Annotated in this window: 13 protein-coding genes; 8 read left to right on the forward strand and 5 right to left on the reverse strand. The window is 67.6% G+C overall.

Going from position 1 to position 18,427, the window contains the following annotated elements; all coding sequences use genetic code 11:
• Positions 1 to 526: 526 nt before the first annotated feature.
• Both PKE75_RS13525 and PKE75_RS13530 read left to right on the forward strand, forming a co-directional pair.
• A complete protein-coding gene (locus PKE75_RS13525; protein ID WP_271169268.1) occupies positions 527 to 2,143 on the forward strand; it encodes a GMC family oxidoreductase in 1,617 nt (538 codons plus the stop codon).
• A 111-nt stretch (positions 2,144 to 2,254) separates the two neighbouring features.
• Positions 2,255 to 3,427: a mandelate racemase/muconate lactonizing enzyme family protein gene (locus tag PKE75_RS13530; protein WP_271169269.1), complete on the forward strand. Its 1,173-nt coding sequence runs from the start codon at positions 2,255 to 2,257 to the stop codon at positions 3,425 to 3,427.
• Between the two features lie 24 nt (positions 3,428 to 3,451).
• Here PKE75_RS13530 and PKE75_RS13535 read toward each other — a convergent pair whose 3' ends face one another.
• Complete coding sequence (locus PKE75_RS13535) at positions 3,452 to 4,528, reverse strand: LLM class flavin-dependent oxidoreductase (protein WP_271169270.1); 1,077 nt, start codon at positions 4,526 to 4,528, stop codon at positions 3,452 to 3,454.
• A 591-nt stretch (positions 4,529 to 5,119) separates the two neighbouring features.
• Here PKE75_RS13535 and PKE75_RS13540 point away from each other — a divergent pair.
• The gene (locus tag PKE75_RS13540) at positions 5,120 to 7,057 is read left to right on the forward strand and encodes a sigma-54-dependent Fis family transcriptional regulator (RefSeq protein ID WP_271169271.1); all 1,938 of its coding nucleotides are present in this window, start codon (positions 5,120 to 5,122) and stop codon (positions 7,055 to 7,057) included.
• A 10-nt stretch (positions 7,058 to 7,067) separates the two neighbouring features.
• Here PKE75_RS13540 and PKE75_RS13545 read toward each other — a convergent pair whose 3' ends face one another.
• Genes PKE75_RS13545 through PKE75_RS13560 form a run of 4 tightly spaced genes read right to left on the reverse strand, consistent with a single transcriptional unit; the run spans position 7,068 to position 13,388 of the window.
• Positions 7,068 to 8,363 carry an NAD(P)/FAD-dependent oxidoreductase gene (locus PKE75_RS13545; protein WP_271169272.1) on the reverse strand — a complete coding sequence of 432 codons (1,296 nt, stop codon included), beginning with the start codon at positions 8,361 to 8,363 and terminating at the stop codon, positions 7,068 to 7,070.
• On the reverse strand, positions 8,351 to 9,685 hold the full coding sequence (locus PKE75_RS13550; RefSeq protein WP_271169273.1) for a glutamine synthetase family protein: 1,335 nt from the start codon (positions 9,683 to 9,685) through the stop codon (positions 8,351 to 8,353). Before PKE75_RS13550 ends, PKE75_RS13545 begins: the two co-directional genes overlap by 13 nt.
• Positions 9,682 to 11,355, reverse strand: coding sequence for a hydantoinase B/oxoprolinase family protein (locus PKE75_RS13555; protein ID WP_271169274.1), 1,674 nt, complete (start codon positions 11,353 to 11,355; stop codon positions 9,682 to 9,684). The genes PKE75_RS13550 and PKE75_RS13555 overlap by 4 nt, the downstream gene beginning before the upstream one ends.
• Positions 11,352 to 13,388 (reverse strand): hydantoinase/oxoprolinase family protein, encoded by a 2,037-nt coding sequence (locus PKE75_RS13560; RefSeq protein WP_271169275.1) that lies wholly within the window; start codon positions 13,386 to 13,388, stop codon positions 11,352 to 11,354. The genes PKE75_RS13555 and PKE75_RS13560 overlap by 4 nt, the downstream gene beginning before the upstream one ends.
• Positions 13,389 to 13,581: 193 nt before the next feature.
• On the opposite strand from PKE75_RS13560, the gene PKE75_RS13565 reads away from it, so the two are divergent.
• The 5 genes from PKE75_RS13565 (at position 13,582) to PKE75_RS13585 (ending at position 18,425) form a co-directional block, all read left to right on the forward strand.
• A complete protein-coding gene (locus PKE75_RS13565) occupies positions 13,582 to 14,274 on the forward strand; it encodes a TetR/AcrR family transcriptional regulator (protein WP_271169276.1) in 693 nt (230 codons plus the stop codon).
• A 312-nt stretch (positions 14,275 to 14,586) separates the two neighbouring features.
• Positions 14,587 to 15,717, forward strand: coding sequence for an ABC transporter substrate-binding protein (locus PKE75_RS13570; protein WP_271169277.1), 1,131 nt, complete (start codon positions 14,587 to 14,589; stop codon positions 15,715 to 15,717).
• A 13-nt stretch (positions 15,718 to 15,730) separates the two neighbouring features.
• Complete coding sequence (locus tag PKE75_RS13575) at positions 15,731 to 16,780, forward strand: ABC transporter ATP-binding protein (RefSeq protein ID WP_271169278.1); 1,050 nt, start codon at positions 15,731 to 15,733, stop codon at positions 16,778 to 16,780.
• The gene (locus tag PKE75_RS13580) at positions 16,780 to 17,658 is read left to right on the forward strand and encodes an ABC transporter permease (protein WP_271169279.1); all 879 of its coding nucleotides are present in this window, start codon (positions 16,780 to 16,782) and stop codon (positions 17,656 to 17,658) included. Before PKE75_RS13575 ends, PKE75_RS13580 begins: the two co-directional genes overlap by 1 nt.
• Positions 17,655 to 18,425, forward strand: a complete 771-nt coding sequence (locus PKE75_RS13585) for an ABC transporter permease (protein ID WP_271169280.1) — start codon at positions 17,655 to 17,657, stop codon at positions 18,423 to 18,425. Before PKE75_RS13580 ends, PKE75_RS13585 begins: the two co-directional genes overlap by 4 nt.
• Positions 18,426 to 18,427: the final 2 nt, after the last annotated feature.

Here is an 18,427-nt window from a genome sequence, read left to right on the forward strand (position 1 = left end):
ACGCCGGCCGACGGGGCGGGGGCGAGGCTGAGGGTCATGGTCATGGAGCCGTTCCGGTCTCTCGGGAGTGGACGCGCGCAAAAAGCCGAAGCCAAAACGCCTCAGACAAACAACGCGCGAAGATGATGAGGAGAGTGCGCATCCCGCCTTCTCATCAGATTCTTCGGACGGCGGTCCGCAAGAGCCATGCCACGCCTTTGTCCGGAACAGTGGCCGCCAGACCGATCAGGCGTCCGCCGCGCCCAGGGGCCGGGATTCCTGAGGACGACGGGATCTTGTCGCGCCGACCTCACGCGAGCCTCCGGCGGCCACGATGGTCTCGACGTCTCAAAACGGCGACAACGGTTGGCTTCGCCGAGACGGATCGGCCCTGCGGACAGCGATACTGACCGCCCGAAGCGGTTGGCACGCGGCTTGCCGACGACGGTCATGGACCAAGCGCGGGCGCCGAGCGCGGCCGTGGGCCGCTCGACGACGACGGACGCGCCGACGCGTTGCAACCCGCTTCTCTCGCACAGGTATCGGCATGAACGAGCACGACTATATCGTCATCGGAGCGGGCTCGGCCGGCTGCGCGGTCGCGGGCAGGCTTTCCGAGGACGCGGCTTCGAGCGTCATGGTGCTCGAAGCGGGCGGCTCCGACCGCAGCATCAACATCCAGATGCCGGCGGCGAGCTATCTCAAGGCGATCGGCAACCCTCGCTTCGACTGGCGTTACAAGGCGGCGCCGGACCCGACCCGCCGCGGCCGCATGGATTACATGCCGCGCGGCAAGGTGCTCGGCGGATCGAGCTCGATCAACGGCATGCTCTATGTCCGTGGCCAGCCGGAGGATTTCGACGACTGGGCCGAGCTCGGCTGCAAGGGCTGGGACTACGCGAGCGTGCTTCCCTATTTCAAGCGCTCCGAGGACAACGAGAACGGCGAGGACGACATCCATGGCGACGGAGGGCCGCTGACGGTCTCCAACCTCCGCTGCTCGCACGAGATATCGCAGGCCTTTCTCGACGCTGCGGTGGCCGCCGGACTGCCGCTCAAAAGCGACGTCAACCGCCCGCCCCAGGAGGGCGTGGGCTACACGCAGGCGACCCAGCGTAACGGTCGGCGCTGCAGCTCCGCGCGGGCCTATCTGTGGGACGCGATGAAGCGCAGCAATGTCCGCGTCGAGACCGAGGCCCATGTCCGCCGCATTCTGTTCGAGGGCGGCCGGGCGGTCGGAGTGGAGTATCAGCGCGGCGGCGAAATCCGGACCGTGAAGGCGCGCCGGGCCGTGGTGCTGTCGGCGGGCACGCTGTCCTCGCCGCAGATTCTTCAGCTCTCAGGCGTCGGGCCCGCCGGGCATCTCCGCCAGATCGGCGTGCCCGTCGTGATCGATCTTCCGGGCGTTGGCGAGAACTTCCACGATCATCCCGGCGTGAACCACACCGTCTGGGTGGACCGGCCGACCTACAACGTGCAGCACGGCCTCGGCCACATCCTGACGTTCGGCGCGCAATGGCTGTTCTTCGGAACCGGACCGGGCTCGACGCCCGACACGCATGTCCTCGGCTTCACGCGGTCGCGACGTGAACTCAACCGGTGCGACCTGCAGTACCATTTCACGCCGGTCGGATACGACCTCGCCGAGAACGGGCCGATCCTGTTCGACAAGCCTGCGGCCACCGGCCTCACCAACATCCACCGTCCTTATTCCCGCGGGCATATCAGGCTGAAATCACGCGATCCGCTCGAGCAGCCGGAGATTCAGCCGAACCTCTTCGGCGACGAGAGGGACATCGAGACGCTCGTCGCCGGCGCCAGATTCCTTCGACGCATCTTCGAGACGGAGCCGATGAAGCGCCACGTCGTCGGCGAGCTCAACCCCGGCAGGGACGTCCAGACCGACGACGAGTGGCGCAGCTTCGTGCTGCAGTCCGCGACCGGCATCTACCACCCAGCCGGCACCTGCAAGATGGGCGGGGGTCCCGAGGCCGTCGTCGACGACCGGCTCCGCGTGCGCGGGGTGGAAGGCCTCTATGTCGCCGACGCCTCTATCATGCCCGTCATCGTCAGCGGCAACCTCAACGCCAACTGCATCATGATCGGGGAGCGCTGCGCGGACTTCGTCAAGGCGGACGCCCGGTCCGCCGCACAGGCGGCGTAAGGCGCGCCACGCCGAACTTCGAGGCGGATGCTCCGGGGTCGCGGGGCCGCCGTCAAGGACGCGCCCGCCAAGCGGCGCGCCGCGCCAGCCACACAAGAGCCTGAGCCCGCGATGTCGAAGATCACCGCCGTCCGCGTCTACAGCGTGACGAGCTCAAAGCTTCACCCGATCGTCGTCGAGGTCGAGACCGCCGACGGCGTCGTCGGCGTCGGGGAGGCTGCGATCGCCTATGGCGTCGGCGGGCTCGCCGCGGCGGCCATGATCGCCGAAATGGCGGAACGCTATGTGCTGGGCTGGGACGCCTCGCGCATCGAGGCGCTCTGGCATGAACTCTACGACCATTCGTTCTGGGCGAAGGGCGGCGGCGCGATCGTCTTCGCCGCGATCGGGGCGATCGAGACCGCGCTCTGGGACATCAAGGGCAAGGAGCTCGGCGTTCCGGTCTACGAGCTTCTGGGCGGCCTCGTGCACGACAGGCTTCCGGTCTATGCCAACGGCTGGAACACCGAGTTCTCAGACGCCGAAGAGTGGGCGCGCGCGGCCGAAAGACCCGTCGCGGACGGCTACACGATGATCAAGACCTATCCGTTGGCGATGCCGATGGAGGAAGGCCGCACCTTGCGGCACGTGACGCGCCGCGCTCTCGACCGCGACATGACGAAGCTCGCCGTCGAGCGCGTCCGGCTGTTGCGCCAGGTCGTTGGTCCCGACATCGTCATCCTTCTGGATCTCTCCGGAGGACTGACGACGGACGAGACGATCAATTACTGCAAGCGCGTCGAGGAGTTCGACATCGGCTGGATCGAGGAGCCGTGCGACCCGTTCGACGTCGGGGCTCTCGCCCGGATCGCCGGGAAGATCGACATTCCGCTCGCGGCCGGCGAACGGCTCTACACGCGCTATGGCTTTCGCAAGGTTCTCGAGAGCCAGGCGATCGGGATCGTGCAGCCCGACATCGGAAACACCGGCGGAATGCTGGAGACCAAGAAGATCGCCGCGATGGCGGAAGCCTACAATATGCGGTTCTCGCCGCACAATTGCGCGAGCGGCGTCTCGACCGCCGCCGCCGCGCAGATCGGCGCCTGCACCAGCAACTTCATGACTCTCGAAGTCTACCCGTACTTCCGCGAGTATCCGAACTTCGTCGAGATCGCGAAATCGAACCCCGAGCTGCGGATCAGGGACGGGCGCCTCGATATGGATCGCAGCCCCGGCCTTGGCGTGGAGCTGGACCACGCCGTGGTCGACCGGTTCCTGTGGGCGGAGCGACGCCGGCCCGCCTAGCCGATGCGGTCGGCGCGCGCCTCGTCAGCGCGCTCCGAGGTTCGCCACCCTTGGCGCGACCTCCCGGCCGAGCAGTTCGAGGCTCCGCCTGAAGGCGTCGGGATCGTCGAGGAAATCAAACGCCGGCGTGACGAGAACGCCGAAACCGCCCAGCTCGTCATAGACCCGCGTGATCTTGTCGACGACAGTGTCGGGAGAGCCGACCAGCCAGACGTTCCGCGCCAGATAATCCGCTGTGATCTGATCCTCCGGCACGCCCGGCGCGAACGACCCGAGCAAGCCGAAGCGTTCGTAAACCCGCAGCACGAATTCGTCGAACACGCGGCGCACCGGAGCCGCTGTCGCAAGCGCCAGCGCTTCCTCGTCGCTTCGTCCGACGAAGATCATCTTGAACAGCCTCCAATCCTCCCGGCGCGGCGTCAGTCCGGTCTCCGCCGCTCCTTCCGCATAGGCGGCCCAGTGTCCGCGCAGATAATCCGGCGCGAGATCGAAGCTCATCGGAATGAAGCCGCGGCGCCCGGCCTCGCGAAGGCTCGAAGACCCGGCGCTGATGCCGGCGACGGCGACGCGCGGATGAGGCGTCTGGTGCGACGTCCAGTTGGGTCCGCCCCAGAACGGGTCGTAGGGCGGATAATCGACGCTGAAATGCGCGTTCACGAGCTTGAACGGCCGCGGCTGCGTCCAGATCGCCAGGATGACGTCGAGCGCGTCCTTGGCGATCAGCCGGCGTTCGTCGAGATCGGGCAGGCCGAACAGCTGCGCGTCCGTCTCGTAGCCGCCGGCGCCAAAACCCGCGATCAGGCGGCCTCCGGTCATCTGGTCGAGTTGCATGAGCCGATGCGCCAACGCGATCGGGTTATGATACGGGAGAAGGTTCGCCCCGATCGCCAGCCTGATGCGGCTCGTGACTTGGGAGGCCGCCGCCACGATCAGTTCCGGCGCGCAGGTGTTCTCCCAGCCCAAAGTGTAGTGCTCGGCGTACCAGGCTTCGTGGAGGCCGTATTCTTCCGCCCACCGGGTGACCTGGACGTCCCATTTCAGCCCGTCGGCGAGGCTCGTCTCTGGCAGCCGGAAGGGGACCGCGAATACGCCGAACTCCATGCGCCTGGCTCCTGCATCCTCGATCCCGCCCGGTCGGGCTCGCATAAGGCTGCGGTCAGCAAGTTGCGCGCCAGTGGAACGCGCCGCGGTTCGGATCTGGGAAACGCTCGCCGACCAAGACGCCGGGGGCGGCGATCGCGGGATGTCGGAGGTCACTAAGCCATTCGATTCTCATTAGATTCAGCCGCCGGATCGACTGTGGCGCCAGCGGTCCGGTGACATGCCCGCATGTCCTGGGCTTCGGCCGCAATCGCCGAAATCGCCTTGCTGGAGCGCCCATCTCGGGCGGCCCGCGCGCTGTCTCAGCTGTCTGTCTCAAGAAGCAGCGGCGCTCGGCCGACGTCCGCCGGCGTCTGCGGATAGGGACGAACCGGAATGATGCGACAGGGCGCCAGCGGGATCGCCTTTAATTTGGGCCCGCGAGGATTGATCAGGCAGCGTTTCCAACAATCCGGCTGCAGGCTCGGTGGAGATTTCCGCCGAAACCCTTGTGGGTCTTGAGTTTCAAGGCTTCTCGAAACAGTTAAACGAGTTGGCGCGGGTTTTGCGTCTCCTTGTATTCATCCCCAGTGACGCGTGCAGAAGGACCTGATGAGCGCTCCTCACACTCAAAAGGTGCTTTCGGCTCTGCGGGCGAACAATGGCGACGTCACGGCTCAGCCGCCGTTCCCGTTCTCGTCCTGGTTGCGGTGCTTGGTCGAGTACGATCTCGATCCGGGCGCGTCCAGCGACGTTCCTGTGGTCGGCAATCGGGAGATCAATCAGGCGCGCGACGCGCTCGAGGAGAACCTCACGATAGCCTACGACGAAATCGACCTTCTCTACTCGGTCGTCGGCGACATCGGCTATTCTGTGACATTGACGAACGCCGACGGATTGACTGTCGCCGAGAAGGCCGATCGCTGCTCGGCCTATTATGCGCGGCAAGATAAACCGGGCTCGATCTGGAGCGAACGGTACGCCGGGACGAACGGGGTCGGCACCTGCCTTCGCGAGGCGAGGATCACCTCGGTCTACCTGGACGAGCACTATTTCAGCGAATTCATCGACATGTCCTGCGCGGCGATTCCGCTGTTCGCGCCCGACGGCTCGTTATGGGCGGCGCTGAACGTCTCGACCCAGAATCCTGATTTGAGCCCCGAGACCCACGCTCTCGCCCTCGCGGTGGTGAGGAGCTCGGCCGAACGGCTCTCGGAGGCGATTTTTCGCAACCAGTTCCGCGACCAGACGATCGTGAAGCTCTGGCAGCCCGACGGACGGCCCTGCCTGCTGGCGGTCGATGACGACCAGACGGTCTCCGGCGCCGACGTCGCCGCACGGCGGATGCTCGAGATTCCGACGACGAATTTCTCGCCCTTCTCGTTGTGGAGATTGTTCGCGGAAGATCGAAAGGCGCTGCAGCAGCGCAGGGACGCTCCGGCTCCGCTGGAATTCCTGCGCCTCGATAACGGCCACACGGTGCGTGGCGTGGCGTCCCCCGCGCCGCCCAAAAGGATCAGCGTGAGCGTTCAGGCGAGGCCGCGCCCACTGGCCGGACAGCCGAGCGAGCAGCAGATCACGATGGATGGCTGGGCCGGCGGCGATCCCAGCATGATCGAAAGCGTCAGCATTCTACGCCGGCTGAGCCACACCCGGCTGCCCGTTCTGATCCTGGGCGAGACGGGCGTCGGCAAGGACACGCTCGCCCGCGGCTATCATGCTGAATCGCCACGAGCGGCCAAGCCGTTCGTCGCGCTGAACTGCGCCGCCGTGCCTGAATCCCTGATCGAGAGCGAATTGTTCGGCTACGCCAGCGGCGCGTTCACCGGCGCCCGCAAGGAGGGCTCGGCCGGACGGTTCGTCCAGGCCCATGGCGGCACGCTGTTTCTCGACGAGATTGGCGATATGCCGCTCCAGCTGCAGACGCGCCTGCTGCGCGTGCTCGAGTCCGGCGAAGTCTCTCCGCTTGGTTCCGGGCGGACGGAACGCGTCGATGTGCAGTTCATCGCGGCGACGAACCAGAAACTGGAGCAACGCGTCGCGGACGGCGCCTTCCGCGAGGATCTCTATTACCGCCTCGCCGGCGTCGTGATCGAGGTTCCGGCGTTGCGCGAGCGCGCGGACATGGCTGCGGTGATCGACAGTTGCGTCGAGCGCGTCACGAGCCGGCAGAACGTGCGGATATCCGAGGCCGCACGCGCCATGCTGCACGCCCATGTGTGGCCCGGTAATCTGCGCGAACTCTATCTTGTGGTCGGCCGGGCGGCGTCGCTTGCGACCGGAGGCGTCATCCAGCCGCGGGATCTCCTGCTTCGGAATGCGCTGACGACCGCTCCGCGGATCCAGGGTTATGCGCCGCCGCGTCCCGCCCCTGCGCTGGACGTTGTTCCGACCATCAAGGCGCGCGTCGACGAGGCGGAGCGCGCGGCGATCGTCGACGCCATCAGGGCCTGCGGGGGCGACGTGGCCGCAGCCGCCCAGACGCTCGGAATGAGCCGAGCCACGCTCTATCGCAGGATCAAAGGTCACGGCCTTTCGCGCCGGAGCTAGGCGGCGGGCCTCACCAGCCGAGCATGTCGCGGAGTTTGTATAGGCCCATCCCGGCCACCAGGAGCGGGGATCGCAATGCGCCGCTTCCGGGAAAGCGAGCCATCGGCAGGCGGCTCAGGAGATCGAACTCAGGCGACGAACCGCGTATCGCGTCGGCCAGAATCTTTCCGAAATACGGAGCCAGAACGACGCCCCGTCCGGAAAAGCCGGCTGCGGCGAAACCGTGCTGGCCGATCCGCCTGACATAAGGCATACGCGTCCGGGTGATGCCGAGCGTCCCGCCCCAGGCGTGGTCGATCGCAACGCCGGCGAGCTGCGGGAACACCTTCAGCATATGCGCGCGGACGAACGCCTTCGGGTCCCGAGGGTCGCGATAGCTGTAGGTTTCGCCGCCGCCGAAGATCAGCCGGCGATCCTTGTCCACGCGGAAGTAGTACACGACGAAGCGCGAGTCGCTCACCGCGGCGCCACGGCCGATGAGGCCGGCGGCGATCTCGGGCGCAAGCGGCTCGGTCGCCAGGATATAGTTGCGGATCGGCATGACGTGGCCGTCGATCGCAGGGTCGAGGCCGCTCATCATGCCGTTTCCGGCGTAGACGACGTGTCTGGCGCGGACTCCGCCGTCGGCGGTCCGCACCCGAACGCCGTCGCCCGCCTGCTCGACTCCGGCCACCATCGAGCTTTCGTGGATCGCGGCGCCCGCCGCCAGCGCGCGGCGCGCCAGCCCGGTCGCGAGCTTGAGCGGGTGCAGATGACCGGCGGCCCCGTCATAGACGCCGCCGTGATAAGCCTCGCTCGCCACGAGCCGTCGCGCGGCGTCCCGATCGAGCGGCTCCAGCGCGTCGAAGCCGTAGCGTCGGCGCATCATCTCGGCGTAGCGGTGCGTCGCCGCGACGGCCTCCGGCCGGTGCTCGAGCCGGAACACGCCGGGCGTGAAGTCGCAGTCCACGCCGCTCGCGATCAGGCCCTTCAGGTGCTCCATCGCCCCGACCGCGACGCGCCACAGCGCGCGGGCGTCGTCCTCGCCGACCATGCGCTCCAGCACGTCCTGCTTCAGCCGCATGCCGACGCTCGCCTGTCCGCCGTTGCGGCCCGAGGCGCCGTCGGCGATCCGGCCCCGTTCGAGCACCACCACGCTGCGGCCGGCCTCGGCGAGATGCATGGCGGCGGAAAGCCCGGTGAAGCCCGCGCCGATGACGCAGACGTCCGCGGAGACAGTCCCCGTCAGCGGGGGTTGCGGCGGAAGCGCCTCGCAGGTCGCCGCATAGGCGGTGTCCGGACGAGCGGCCGCCGTCAGAGATACCACTCGTATTCCTTCGGCAGATGCGTCCCGAGCAGGCGCCGAAGCTCCTTCCTCCGGATGTCCGCATAGAGGTCGACGTAGTCGCTCCCGAGATGGCGGCGCATCTCGGCGCTCCCGGTCAGCAGATCCAGCGCGGCGAGGACGTCGGTCGGGACGGCGTCGTCCTGGATCAGGTTGGCGTTCCCGGTTGACGAAGCTCCGGGATCGATCCGGTTCTCCAGTCCATGGATCACGCTCGCGAGCACGCTCGCGGCGACCAGATAAGGGTTGGCGTCGCCGCCCGCGATTCGATGCTCGATCCGCCGCGCCTCGGGCTTGCTCATCGGAATCCGGAACGCGACGGAGCGGTTGTCGCGGCCCCAGGTCCGGTTGATCGGCGCGAAGCTGCCGGGGACGAAGCGCCGAAAGGAGTTCAGGTTCGGCGCCTGGAGCGCCATCGCCGCCGGCATGAGGTCGCGGATTCCGCCGATCGCGTGGCGCAGCCGCTCGTCGCCGTCGTCGAGACCGAAGATGTTGCGCCCCTCGCCATCGATCAGGCTGAGATGGAGGTGCAGGCCGTCGCCGGGCTGATCTGCGAAGGGCTTCGCCATGAAGGTGACGTCGAGCCCGTTCGCCCGCGCCGCGTTCCACAGAATCTGGCGGAGCAGGATCACCTCGTCCGCGGCGCGGCCGGGCTGGTCGCCATGATGGAGGTTGATCTCGAACTGGCCGAGACCGGTCTCGGTGGTGACGCCGCCGATACGGATATCCATCGCGTCGGCAAAGGCCTCGACCGTCTGAAAGAAGGGCGCCAGCGCGTCCAGCACGGGGGTGCCGTGCGAGCGTGCACCCGCCGGGATGGCGGCGATCTGCGCGGGCAGCAGCGGGCCGCCGTCCGCCGCGCGCTGTTGCGCGATCACATAGAACTCGAGCTCGAACGCCATGACCGGGCGAAGCCCGAGCGCCGCAAGCCTCGCGACGACGCCGTCGAGGACGTTGCGCGGGTCGCAGCCGAGCGGCTCGCCGTCGAAGGCGTTCATGCGGAGCAGCACCTGTGCGGTCCGATCGGACCACGGCAGGCGGACGGCGGAGCCCGCGACCGCCGCTCCGACGCCGTCCGGATCGCCGTCCGAAATCCCTCGCCCGCCGGCGTCGAGACACTCGCCGGGCGTCGTCAGCGCCATGATCGCCTGCGGGATCATCACGCCGTTCCGGATCGCCTCGGCCGCCTTCTCGCGCGGGAGACGCTTGCCGCGGAGATGGCCGTCGAGGTCGACGAACACCGCGTCGACGTTTGCGATGTCGGGATGGGCGTCGAGCAGCTGCTCCAGATTGGACGGGGTCATGTTCGGTCCGGAGCGTGATAGCCGTAAGCCGCGCGCGCCTTCGATGGGCTGATCTTACCTTCGTGGAGGTCCCGCGCGATCCGCTCGATGGGACGGCTTGCGGGATCGCCCCAGCCGCCGCCGCCGCCCGTCACCGTCACCAGACGGTCTCCGGCGTCGACCAGCATGCGGTTCTTGGTGATGGGAATGCGGGTTCCGTCGGCCTTCTCGAGCACGAGGCGCGCTGGCTCGCCCGTCCGCCCGCCGTTCGCTCCCCAGGGCGCGAAGTCGGCGCGGGTCTGCTCGGTGTAGAACACCACGTCGCACCGATCGAGAAACTCGTAGATCCTGCGGATGCCCAGCCCCCCCTGGCGTTCGCCGGCGCCGCCGGAGTCCGGAACGAGCTCGGTCGTGGCGATGCGGATCGGATACTGCCGCTCGCAGACCTCCATGGGAAGCAGCCCGACATTCCCCAGGTAGGGGTCGACGGCGTTGAGCCCGTCATAAAACGCGTTGCCGCCCATGCCGCCGCCGAGGTCGTCGGCCATGACGACGGGCAGCCCGGTGCGGGGATGCCGGCATTCGGCGGCGAGGCTCGAGAAGCCGACGAAGGACCCCGCGACCGCGAGGTCCGGCTTGAACTGCGAGATCGCGCGCACGATCGTGTCGGTGATCCGCTGGGCCGCGAGATGGCGCAGGCTCACCGCCGCCGGGAACGCCGGGTTCACCGCGGTGCGCTCGGGCAGAACGATCCTCAGAGGACGCAGGCCGCCCGCGGTCTGATCGGCCTCTGGATCGAAGGCCGCCTTCACGGCGAAGATGACGGCCGAAAGGCTCGCCGTCCGCGAGCAATTCATGCCGCCGGACATCTGCGGATCGGTGCCGGTGAAGTCGACGATCAGCTCGTCTCCGGCGACCTCCACCGAGACCGCGATCTTCACGGGCTCGTCGCCCGTCCCGTCATTGTCCAGGAAACCTTCGGCCGCGCCGCGGCCGTCGGGGGTATCGGCGAGCACCTTGCGGATGCGGCGCTCGCCCTGATCCAGCCGCTCCGCCATCGCGGCCTCGAGCGTCTTTACGCCGTATTTGCCCACGACGTCGGCCATCCGCCGCACGCCGAGCTTCGCCGCGGCGATCTGCGCCCGCAGATCGCCGAGACTGGCGATCGGGTCGCGGGTGTTGTTCTCGAAGTAGCGCAGCAGAGCGACGCTCTCGCGGCCTGCCTCCACCAGCTTCACCCAGGGGAAGCGCAGGCCCTCCTCGTAGATCGAGCGGTTGGCGAAGCCTTCCGTGCCGGGGTTGGTGCCGCCGATGTCGTTGTGGTGCGCGAGGTTTCCCACCCAGGCGATCACGCGGCCTTCCGCGAAGACCGGCGCGAAGATGTGGATGTCGAGCGTGTGGGTGCAGCCGCGATAGGGATCGTTGCCGATGAAGATGTCGCCGGGCGCGATCGTCTCGGTCGGATTTTCAGCCAGCAGGTGCGGCATGGAGTAGGTCATGGATCCGAGCAGGGCCGGGATGTTCGCGTCCTCTGCGACCGCCTGGCCGCCCGCATCGAACAGCGCGCAGGAATAGTCGAGCATCTCGCGGATGATCGGCGAGTGCGAGCTGCGGCGGAGCGCGTCTCCGCTCTCGCCGATCAGCGCCTTGAGCGCGCTGCCGATCACCGCGACCGTGACAGGATCGATCATGACGTCGCCTCTTCCATCATGATGCAGTCGCGTTCGTCCACGACGGCCGACCAGCCCGGCGGCAACACGGTCGTGGCGTCGATCTGTTCGATGATCGCGGGGCCCGCGACCGTCTGTCCGGGCCGCAGGCTGAACCGCTCGAGGACCGGCGTGTCGAGATAGCAGCCGGACTCCTCGAACCAGACCTCCCGCCGGCCGCCCGCTCCATGCGGCGCATGAGAGGCGGAGGGCAGATCCCGGCCGTCGGCGAGACTGCGCCCGACGACGCGGGCGGCGGTGACTTCGACCTGGGCGTCCGGCGCGCTGTGGCCATAGGTCTTCTCGTGCATCTCGTGGAAGCGGGCGAGGATTTCGTGAAAGGCTTCGCCCGGACTGGTCGGGATGGTGACTGCGTATTCCTGGCCGAAATAGCGGACGTCGAGCGCATGGTCGCAGCGGCGTCGGTCTTCCGGAATGCCATCGATCTCGAGGTTCCGGAGCGCCCGGCGCTCCAGCTCGGCCTGCGACGCCTCGATCTCGGAGACCTCCAGCCGGGCGGCGTCGACCAGCATCGGCTGCGAAAGATCGTGCCTTAGTTCGGCGGAGAGCAGCCCCGCGGCGCTGAACAGACCGGGATGCGGCGGGATGAGCACACGCGGAATCTGGAGCGCCTTGGCGAGCGCGACCGCGCTCAGCCCGCCGGCTCCGCCGGCGGCGACCAGCGTGAACTCGCGCAGGTTGTCGCCATGGCGCGCGGCCGACCGCAGGATCGCGCCCGCCATGTTGGCCTCCATCACCGAGACGATCCCGAGCGCAGCCTGTTCGAGCCCCAGGCCCACTTGTGCGGCGAGACCGCCGACCGCGGCGCAGGCGGCGTCGCGGTCGAGCTTCAACCCGCCGCCGAGCAGGCCGGCGGGACTGAGGCGGCGGAGCACGAGCTGCGCGTCGGTCACGGTTGGTTTGTCGCCGCCAAGGCCGAAGCAGACTGGGCCCGGATAGGCGCCCGCGCTTTGCGGGCCGACCTGCAGGGCGCCGCCGCCGTCGATCCAGGCGATGCTGCCGCCGCCGGCTCCGATGGTCTCGATCTCGAGGTTCGCGACATGGAGCGGCAGGCCGTTGGGCAGGCTCATGTCGAACCGCAGGCGCGCCTCGCCCTCCGCTACGATCCCGATGTCCGCGCTCGTGCCGCCGACGTCCAGCGTGACGAGGTTGCGGACCCTAAGCATGGCGCCCGTCACCACGCCTGCGACGACGCCCGCCGCCGGCCCCGACAGCACGAGGTTGTGCGCCCGCTCGCCCATCGAGCGGAGCGCGGTCGCGAGTCCGCCGCTGCTCTGGATGATGTAGAGCTCCGCCCTGAAGCCGGCGTCCGAGAGCCGATGCTGCAGACGCCGGACGTACGGATCGAGCAGGGGGGCGAGAGCGGCGTTGACCGTAGCGGCCATGAAGCGCGGATATTCGCGCGGCTCCCGCGAAACGTCGGAGGACGCGATGCAGTAGACGCCCGCCGCCTCCTCGGCGACGAGCTCGACGAGGCGGCGCTCATGCGCCGGGTTCATGAAGGAGAACAGGCCGGTCACGGCGATCGCCGCGCTGCCTTCCGCGACGAGCAGCCGGATCGCCGCGCGCGCGGCGGCCTCGTCGAGCGGCTCGACCTCGGAGCCGTCGGCGGCGATGCGGCCAGCGATCTCGGCGCGGCGGTTCCGGGGCGCCAGCACCGGCTTAGGCCTGTGCAGCAGGTCGTATGGGCGCAGGCGCTGCTGCGTGCCGATCTCGATGACGTCGCGGCAGCCGGACGTCGCGAGAACGCCCGCCGGCGCGTAGGCCTCCTCGATCACCACATTGGTCGCGATGGTGGTGCCGTGCATCACCGCGTCGATGTCCTCCGGCGCCAGCCCGGCGCGCGCGATGAGACGCGATATGCCGTCGAGAATGGCGGCGTCCGGGCTCGCTGGTTGCGACGGAACCTTCTCCACGAGGAGAACGCCGGCCTCGTCGTCGACGAGGACGCAATCGGTGAAAGTGCCGCCCGTGTCGACGCCAATTCTTCGCATTCGCGAGTTTCCCGGAGAAAGCGCAAGTGTTGCGGAGGGTCGCTCCGACAAAGCAACAAACCGGAATTATCAGTTTTGGTCAAGCGACCAGATTTTAGATGGCTGATAGGACGCCGGCGCCTTCGCGTTCGAGGGCCGAACGCTCTATAGAGGCGGGCAGGGTCGGCCTCTGCGGGTCGAGGGGGAGCGGGATTTGGCCGCGAAGAAAGAGCATCTGGCCGTTGAGAAGGACTCGCCTGCGTCAGCCACGGTCGCCGGCGGCGTCACGGGTCGGCGGGCCGGCCGCAAGGCGCGCGAGACGCGGGAGCGGCTGATCGAGGGCGCTCTCCTCGCACTGTGCGAAGACGGGGTGATCGGGACCACGACCCGAAAGATAGCCGACAAGGCCGACGTGCGCCTCGGCACGTTGCACTACCACTTCGAGACCAAGGACGCCTTGCTGCTCGCCGTGCTGGACACGCTGGGATCGAAGCTTGCGCAGACCTTGCGGCGTGGCGTCGCCGGCAGCCGCGATCTCGACGAGTGCATCGAGCGCGCCCTTCTGACGGACTGGGCGTTCGCCGAAGAGAACATGGCGATCCAGATCGTGCAGTACGAGCTGACGCTCTATGCGCTGCGGACCGAGGGGGCCCCCTGGATGGCGAAGCGCCAATACCGCGACTACGTCCGCGCGCATGTGGACATCTTCGGCGTCCACGCGCCGAACGACCGGCCGTCGACGACCGAGAGCGTCCACAAGCTGTCCCAGCTGGTCATGGCCGGCATCGACGGAATCATCCTGCAGGAGCTGGCCGACCCCAATCTCGCGCGGTCCCGGATGGCGGTTCGCGGCCTGATCGGAGCGATGCAGGCGCTCGCTCGGTCGCTCTCGCTGATTTCGGGGTGACGCAGGCGGGAGCCGCTTCGGCGTTCCGCCTGCCTGTTGGTCGAGTGACCTAAAGCCGCGACGTCGCGTTTAGCCCTTTGCGATGGCATATGCTTAGCGGATACGCAGAGAGATGCTTAATGTGTCGCCATTTTGCAGGATGGCGACTGATAATCAGTTTTTTTCTTCAAGATTGTTGTTGACGTTTATGATCGTACGACCAAAAATCATGTGGCTTGCGATCGGTCCGGTCGCCGCCGGCTTGTCTCTCCCGCGACCGCGGGCGGCATGAGTGAGGCGCACTTGTTTCCGATTGATGGAAGGAGGCACAGCATGCAGTCCCCCTGGTCGCCCAGCGCCTCGCTCTCCCGCCGTCGGTTGCTCCAGGGCGCCGCTACGATCGGCGCCGTCTCCGCCTTCGGCGGCGTCGCGCGGCCTGCCTTCGCCGCTGACCCCAAGCGCGTCTCCTATGTGGGCTGGGAGGGCTACGACTCCGGCTTCCACGTCGGGAGCTTCCTCGCCGACAACAACGCGACCATCGACACGACCTACATCAACACGTCCGAGGACATGACCACCAAGCTGCGCTCCGGCGGCGTCGGGACGGTGGACCTCACGACCTACAATCACATGTACAACCCGCTGATGGGCGAGGCCGGACTGCTGACGGCGCTGGACGTCAAGCGGCTGCCGAGCTTTGACAAGCTTCTTCCGCAGTTCAAGAAGATGGCGGCGAGCGAGAGCGACGGAACCTGCTACGGCGTGCCGTTCACGTTCAGCTCCTGCGCGCTGCTCTACAATCCGAAGAAGATCCCGGTCGCGCCGACGTCGTGGAAGGATTTTCTGAAGCCGGAATACAAGGGTAGGGTCGCGCTGTTCAGCGACATGCTGACGAACATCCTCGTCTGGGCGCCCGTCGCCACCGGCGTCAAGGATCCGACCCGGATGAACAAGGCGCAGCTCGACCAGACGATCGAGATGCTGATCACGCTGAAGAAGGACCACGTCCGCGCCATGCCGGCGAGCCTCGGCGACGGCGCCGAGCTGCTGATCCGCGGCGAGGCCGACATGATCATGGGCTGGGAGCCGATGGTCTCCTGGTGCAAGGCCAAGGACGTCGAGGTGAAGATCGCAAAGCCCGTCGAGGGCACCTGGGCCTTCGTCGACACCTTCAACATCGCCAAGGACGCGCCGAACCTCGAACTCGACTATGCCTTCGTGGAGCAGGCGATCAGCGTTGAGGCCCAGGCCGCCTTCGGCAACGCCAACCTGCTTGGCGTCGTCAACGCCGACGCGGTGAAGAGCCTGACCCCCGAGGTCAAGGCGCTCTATGACTTCGACAACCTCGACGCCTATTTCCAGCACGCCCGGATCTATCCGCGGATGTTCGGCACGGAGAGCGACGGCGAGCACGTGACCTATGATGAGGTTCTGGACGGCTACGAGCGGTTCCTGAAGGCCTGACCCCGGAACCGCGATGCCCCCGGACGCGCTGCTGAGACTGGACGGTGTGACGAGGCGGTACGGCGATCATGTCGCCGTCGCTCCGACGGACCTGTCCATCCAGGCCGGCGATTTCTTCGCCATTCTGGGGCCGTCCGGCTGCGGCAAGACGACCTTGCTGCGCATGATCGGCGGCTTCGTCGCGCCCTCGGCCGGGACGGTCTGGATCGACGGCGCGGATGTCACCAGGCTGGGACCCGAACGCCGTCCGAGCGGGATGGTGTTCCAGAACTACGGCCTGTTCCAGCACATGACCGTGCGCCAGAACATCGCCTACGGCCTGAAGCTGAGACGCGAGCCCAGGGCCCGCATCGACGCCGCGGTCGACGAGATGATGGACCTCGTCCACCTCCGGCATCTCGCCGACCGGCCGGCTCCGCAGCTTTCCGGCGGGCAGCGCCAGCGCGTGGCGCTCGCCCGCGCGCTGATCCTGAAACCGAAGGTGCTTCTGCTCGATGAGCCGCTGGCCGCCCTTGATCTGAAGCTGCGCAAGACCATGCACGGCGAACTCCGCGCCCTCCATCAGGCGATCGGCGGCACCTTCATCCTGGTGTCCCATGACCAGAGCGAGGTCATGACGCTCGCGGACCGCGTGGCGGTCATGGACGGCGGCCGCATCGTCCAGGAAGGATCGCCGCGCGACATCTACACGAAGCCGGCCGACGCCTTCGTCTCGACCTTCATTGGCGAAGCCAACGTGATCCCCGGGATCCGGCGCGGCGGCAGGATCGATCTGGGGCCGGACGCGCGCCTCGACCACGCCGGGCGCGACGGTCCGGTCAACATCATGCTGCGCCCGGAGCAGATGGAGCTCGATCCGCCATCGGGCGCGCCGAGCCTCGAAGCCAGCGTCGTGGATCTGATCTTCCTCGGCCCCTTCACGCATCTGCATTGCGCGCTCGACGACGGAGTCCGGCTGCTGGTGCATCTGGAAAGCCGCAAGCTCGCGACGTTTCCCGCGCCGGGCGGCCGTGTCCGGCTGGGCTGGAACCCGAGCGAGCAACTGGTGCTGGACGCGCCGTGATGGGCGACGGCTTCGGCTCCCGCGCTTTCCGGTTCTCCTCCAGGCATGTCGTGACCGTGCTGTTGCTGGCGCCCGCCGCCGCGGTGTTCTTCGGGCTGTTCGTCGCGTCGCTGTCGTTCTTCTTCGTCCAGAGTTTCTGGAAGGCCACGACTTTCCGGGTCGTCCCCGACTTCAGGCCGTTCAATTACGTCGACGTCATCGCCGGATACGGCGGACCGCTGCTCCGCACGCTGTCGATGGGGCTCATCGTGGCGTCGGTGACGACAATGACGGCGTTCTTTTTCGCCTATGTGGTCCGCTTTTCTCTCGGGAGGTTCGGCCCCGCCGCGCTGCTCGTGGCGCTGACCACGCTGTTCGGCGGCTACCTCGTGAAGATTTACGCCTGGCGCACCATCCTGGGCGCCGACGGGATCATCAACTCGGCTCTGCTCAACCTCGGCCTGATCGACGCGCCGCTGCCGTTCCTGCTGTTCAACCTCGGGGCGGTGGTCGTCACCCTGACCTATTACCTGCTCCCGCTCGCCATCCTGCCGCTTTACGGCGCGCTGAGCGACATCGACGAGACCGAGCTTGCGGCGGCCCGCGACATGGGTGCGGGTGCGCTCCGGACGATCCTGGACATCGTGCTGCCGCAGGCCCGTCCGGCGCTCATGGCGAGCTTCGCCCTCTGCTTCCTGCTGGCGGCCGGCGACTACGTCACGCCGGCGATGGTGGGCAGTCCCGGTAACGCCATGTTCGGCAACTTCATCCAGTCGCAGTTCGGCCTGCGCATGAACACGCCCTCGGGCGCCGCGATGTCCTTCACGCTGATCGCCGCCTGCATGATCGTGCTGGCGGCGGTCGGGTCGGGCCTGCGCAGATGGCTTCAGCCGAGATGAGCGGCGCTTGGCTCCTGCCGCGCGTCTACGCCTTGGCGGTGCTGGCCTTCCTTGTGCTGCCGCTGCTGCTCTGCGTACTGTTCTCGTTCACGACGGGCAACAGCGCGGCCTTCCCGATCCCGTCGCTCGGTCTCGGCTGGTACGGACGGCTGGCCGAAAGCCCGCAGTTCCGGGCGGCCGCGTGGACCACCGCGCAGATCACGCTCGGCTGCGGGACGGCCGCAACAGCTATCGGGCTCGCGACCGCGCTCGGGCTCGAGCGCCTGAGCCGGCGGGCGGCCGTGCTGATCCTGCTGACGCTCTGTCTGCCGCTGATGGCGCCGCCGCTGGTTCTCGGCCTGTCGCTGCTGACCTTCTTCAACTTCATCGGACTGAAGCTCGGCGTGACGGCGACGGTGCTCGCCCACCTGCTGTTCACGCTGCCGATCGTCACCTCCGTGCTCTATGCGCGGCTTTCGACCATGGACAAGGCGGCGCTGGAGGCGGCGCGGGACCTCGGCGCGTCTCCCGGGCGCGCCTTCGTCACGGTCACGCTGCCGGTGATCGGGCCCTCGCTGATCGGCTGCATGCTGATCGCCATGGCGCTGTCGCTCGACGACTTCGTGATCGCGTTCTTCACGACAGGCAGCAACACGCTCTCGACTCTGATCTGGGGAATGATGCGCACCACGCTCAACCCCGGCATCAACGCCGTCGGCTCCTGCATCATCGCGATTTCGGTCGTGATCACCGCGGTCGCCTTCAAGTTCACCCGCTATCGCGGTTAGTC

It is taken from the genome of Hansschlegelia plantiphila (genome assembly GCF_027922265.1).
Taxonomy (GTDB): Bacteria; Pseudomonadota; Alphaproteobacteria; order Rhizobiales; family Methylopilaceae; genus Methylopila; species Methylopila plantiphila.

Excerpts from the sequence above, each read along its gene's own strand:
- PKE75_RS13530 (WP_271169269.1), top strand. The coding sequence starts at position 2,255 with ATGTCGAAGATCACCGCCGTCCGCGTCTACAGCGTGACGAGCTCAAAG.
- PKE75_RS13570 (WP_271169277.1), top strand. The coding sequence starts at position 14,587 with ATGCAGTCCCCCTGGTCGCCCAGCGCCTCGCTCTCCCGCCGTCGGTTG.
- PKE75_RS13575 (WP_271169278.1), top strand. The coding sequence starts at position 15,731 with ATGCCCCCGGACGCGCTGCTGAGACTGGACGGTGTGACGAGGCGGTAC.
- PKE75_RS13550 (WP_271169273.1), bottom strand. The coding sequence starts at position 9,685 with ATGACCCCGTCCAATCTGGAGCAGCTGCTCGACGCCCATCCCGACATC.
- PKE75_RS13580 (WP_271169279.1), top strand. The coding sequence starts at position 16,780 with ATGGGCGACGGCTTCGGCTCCCGCGCTTTCCGGTTCTCCTCCAGGCAT.
- PKE75_RS13525 (WP_271169268.1), top strand. The coding sequence starts at position 527 with ATGAACGAGCACGACTATATCGTCATCGGAGCGGGCTCGGCCGGCTGC.
- PKE75_RS13555 (WP_271169274.1), bottom strand. The coding sequence starts at position 11,355 with ATGATCGATCCTGTCACGGTCGCGGTGATCGGCAGCGCGCTCAAGGCG.
- PKE75_RS13540 (WP_271169271.1), top strand. The coding sequence starts at position 5,120 with ATGAGCGCTCCTCACACTCAAAAGGTGCTTTCGGCTCTGCGGGCGAAC.
- PKE75_RS13585 (WP_271169280.1), top strand. The coding sequence starts at position 17,655 with ATGAGCGGCGCTTGGCTCCTGCCGCGCGTCTACGCCTTGGCGGTGCTG.
- PKE75_RS13535 (WP_271169270.1), bottom strand. The coding sequence starts at position 4,528 with ATGGAGTTCGGCGTATTCGCGGTCCCCTTCCGGCTGCCAGAGACGAGC.
- PKE75_RS13560 (WP_271169275.1), bottom strand. The coding sequence starts at position 13,388 with ATGCGAAGAATTGGCGTCGACACGGGCGGCACTTTCACCGATTGCGTC.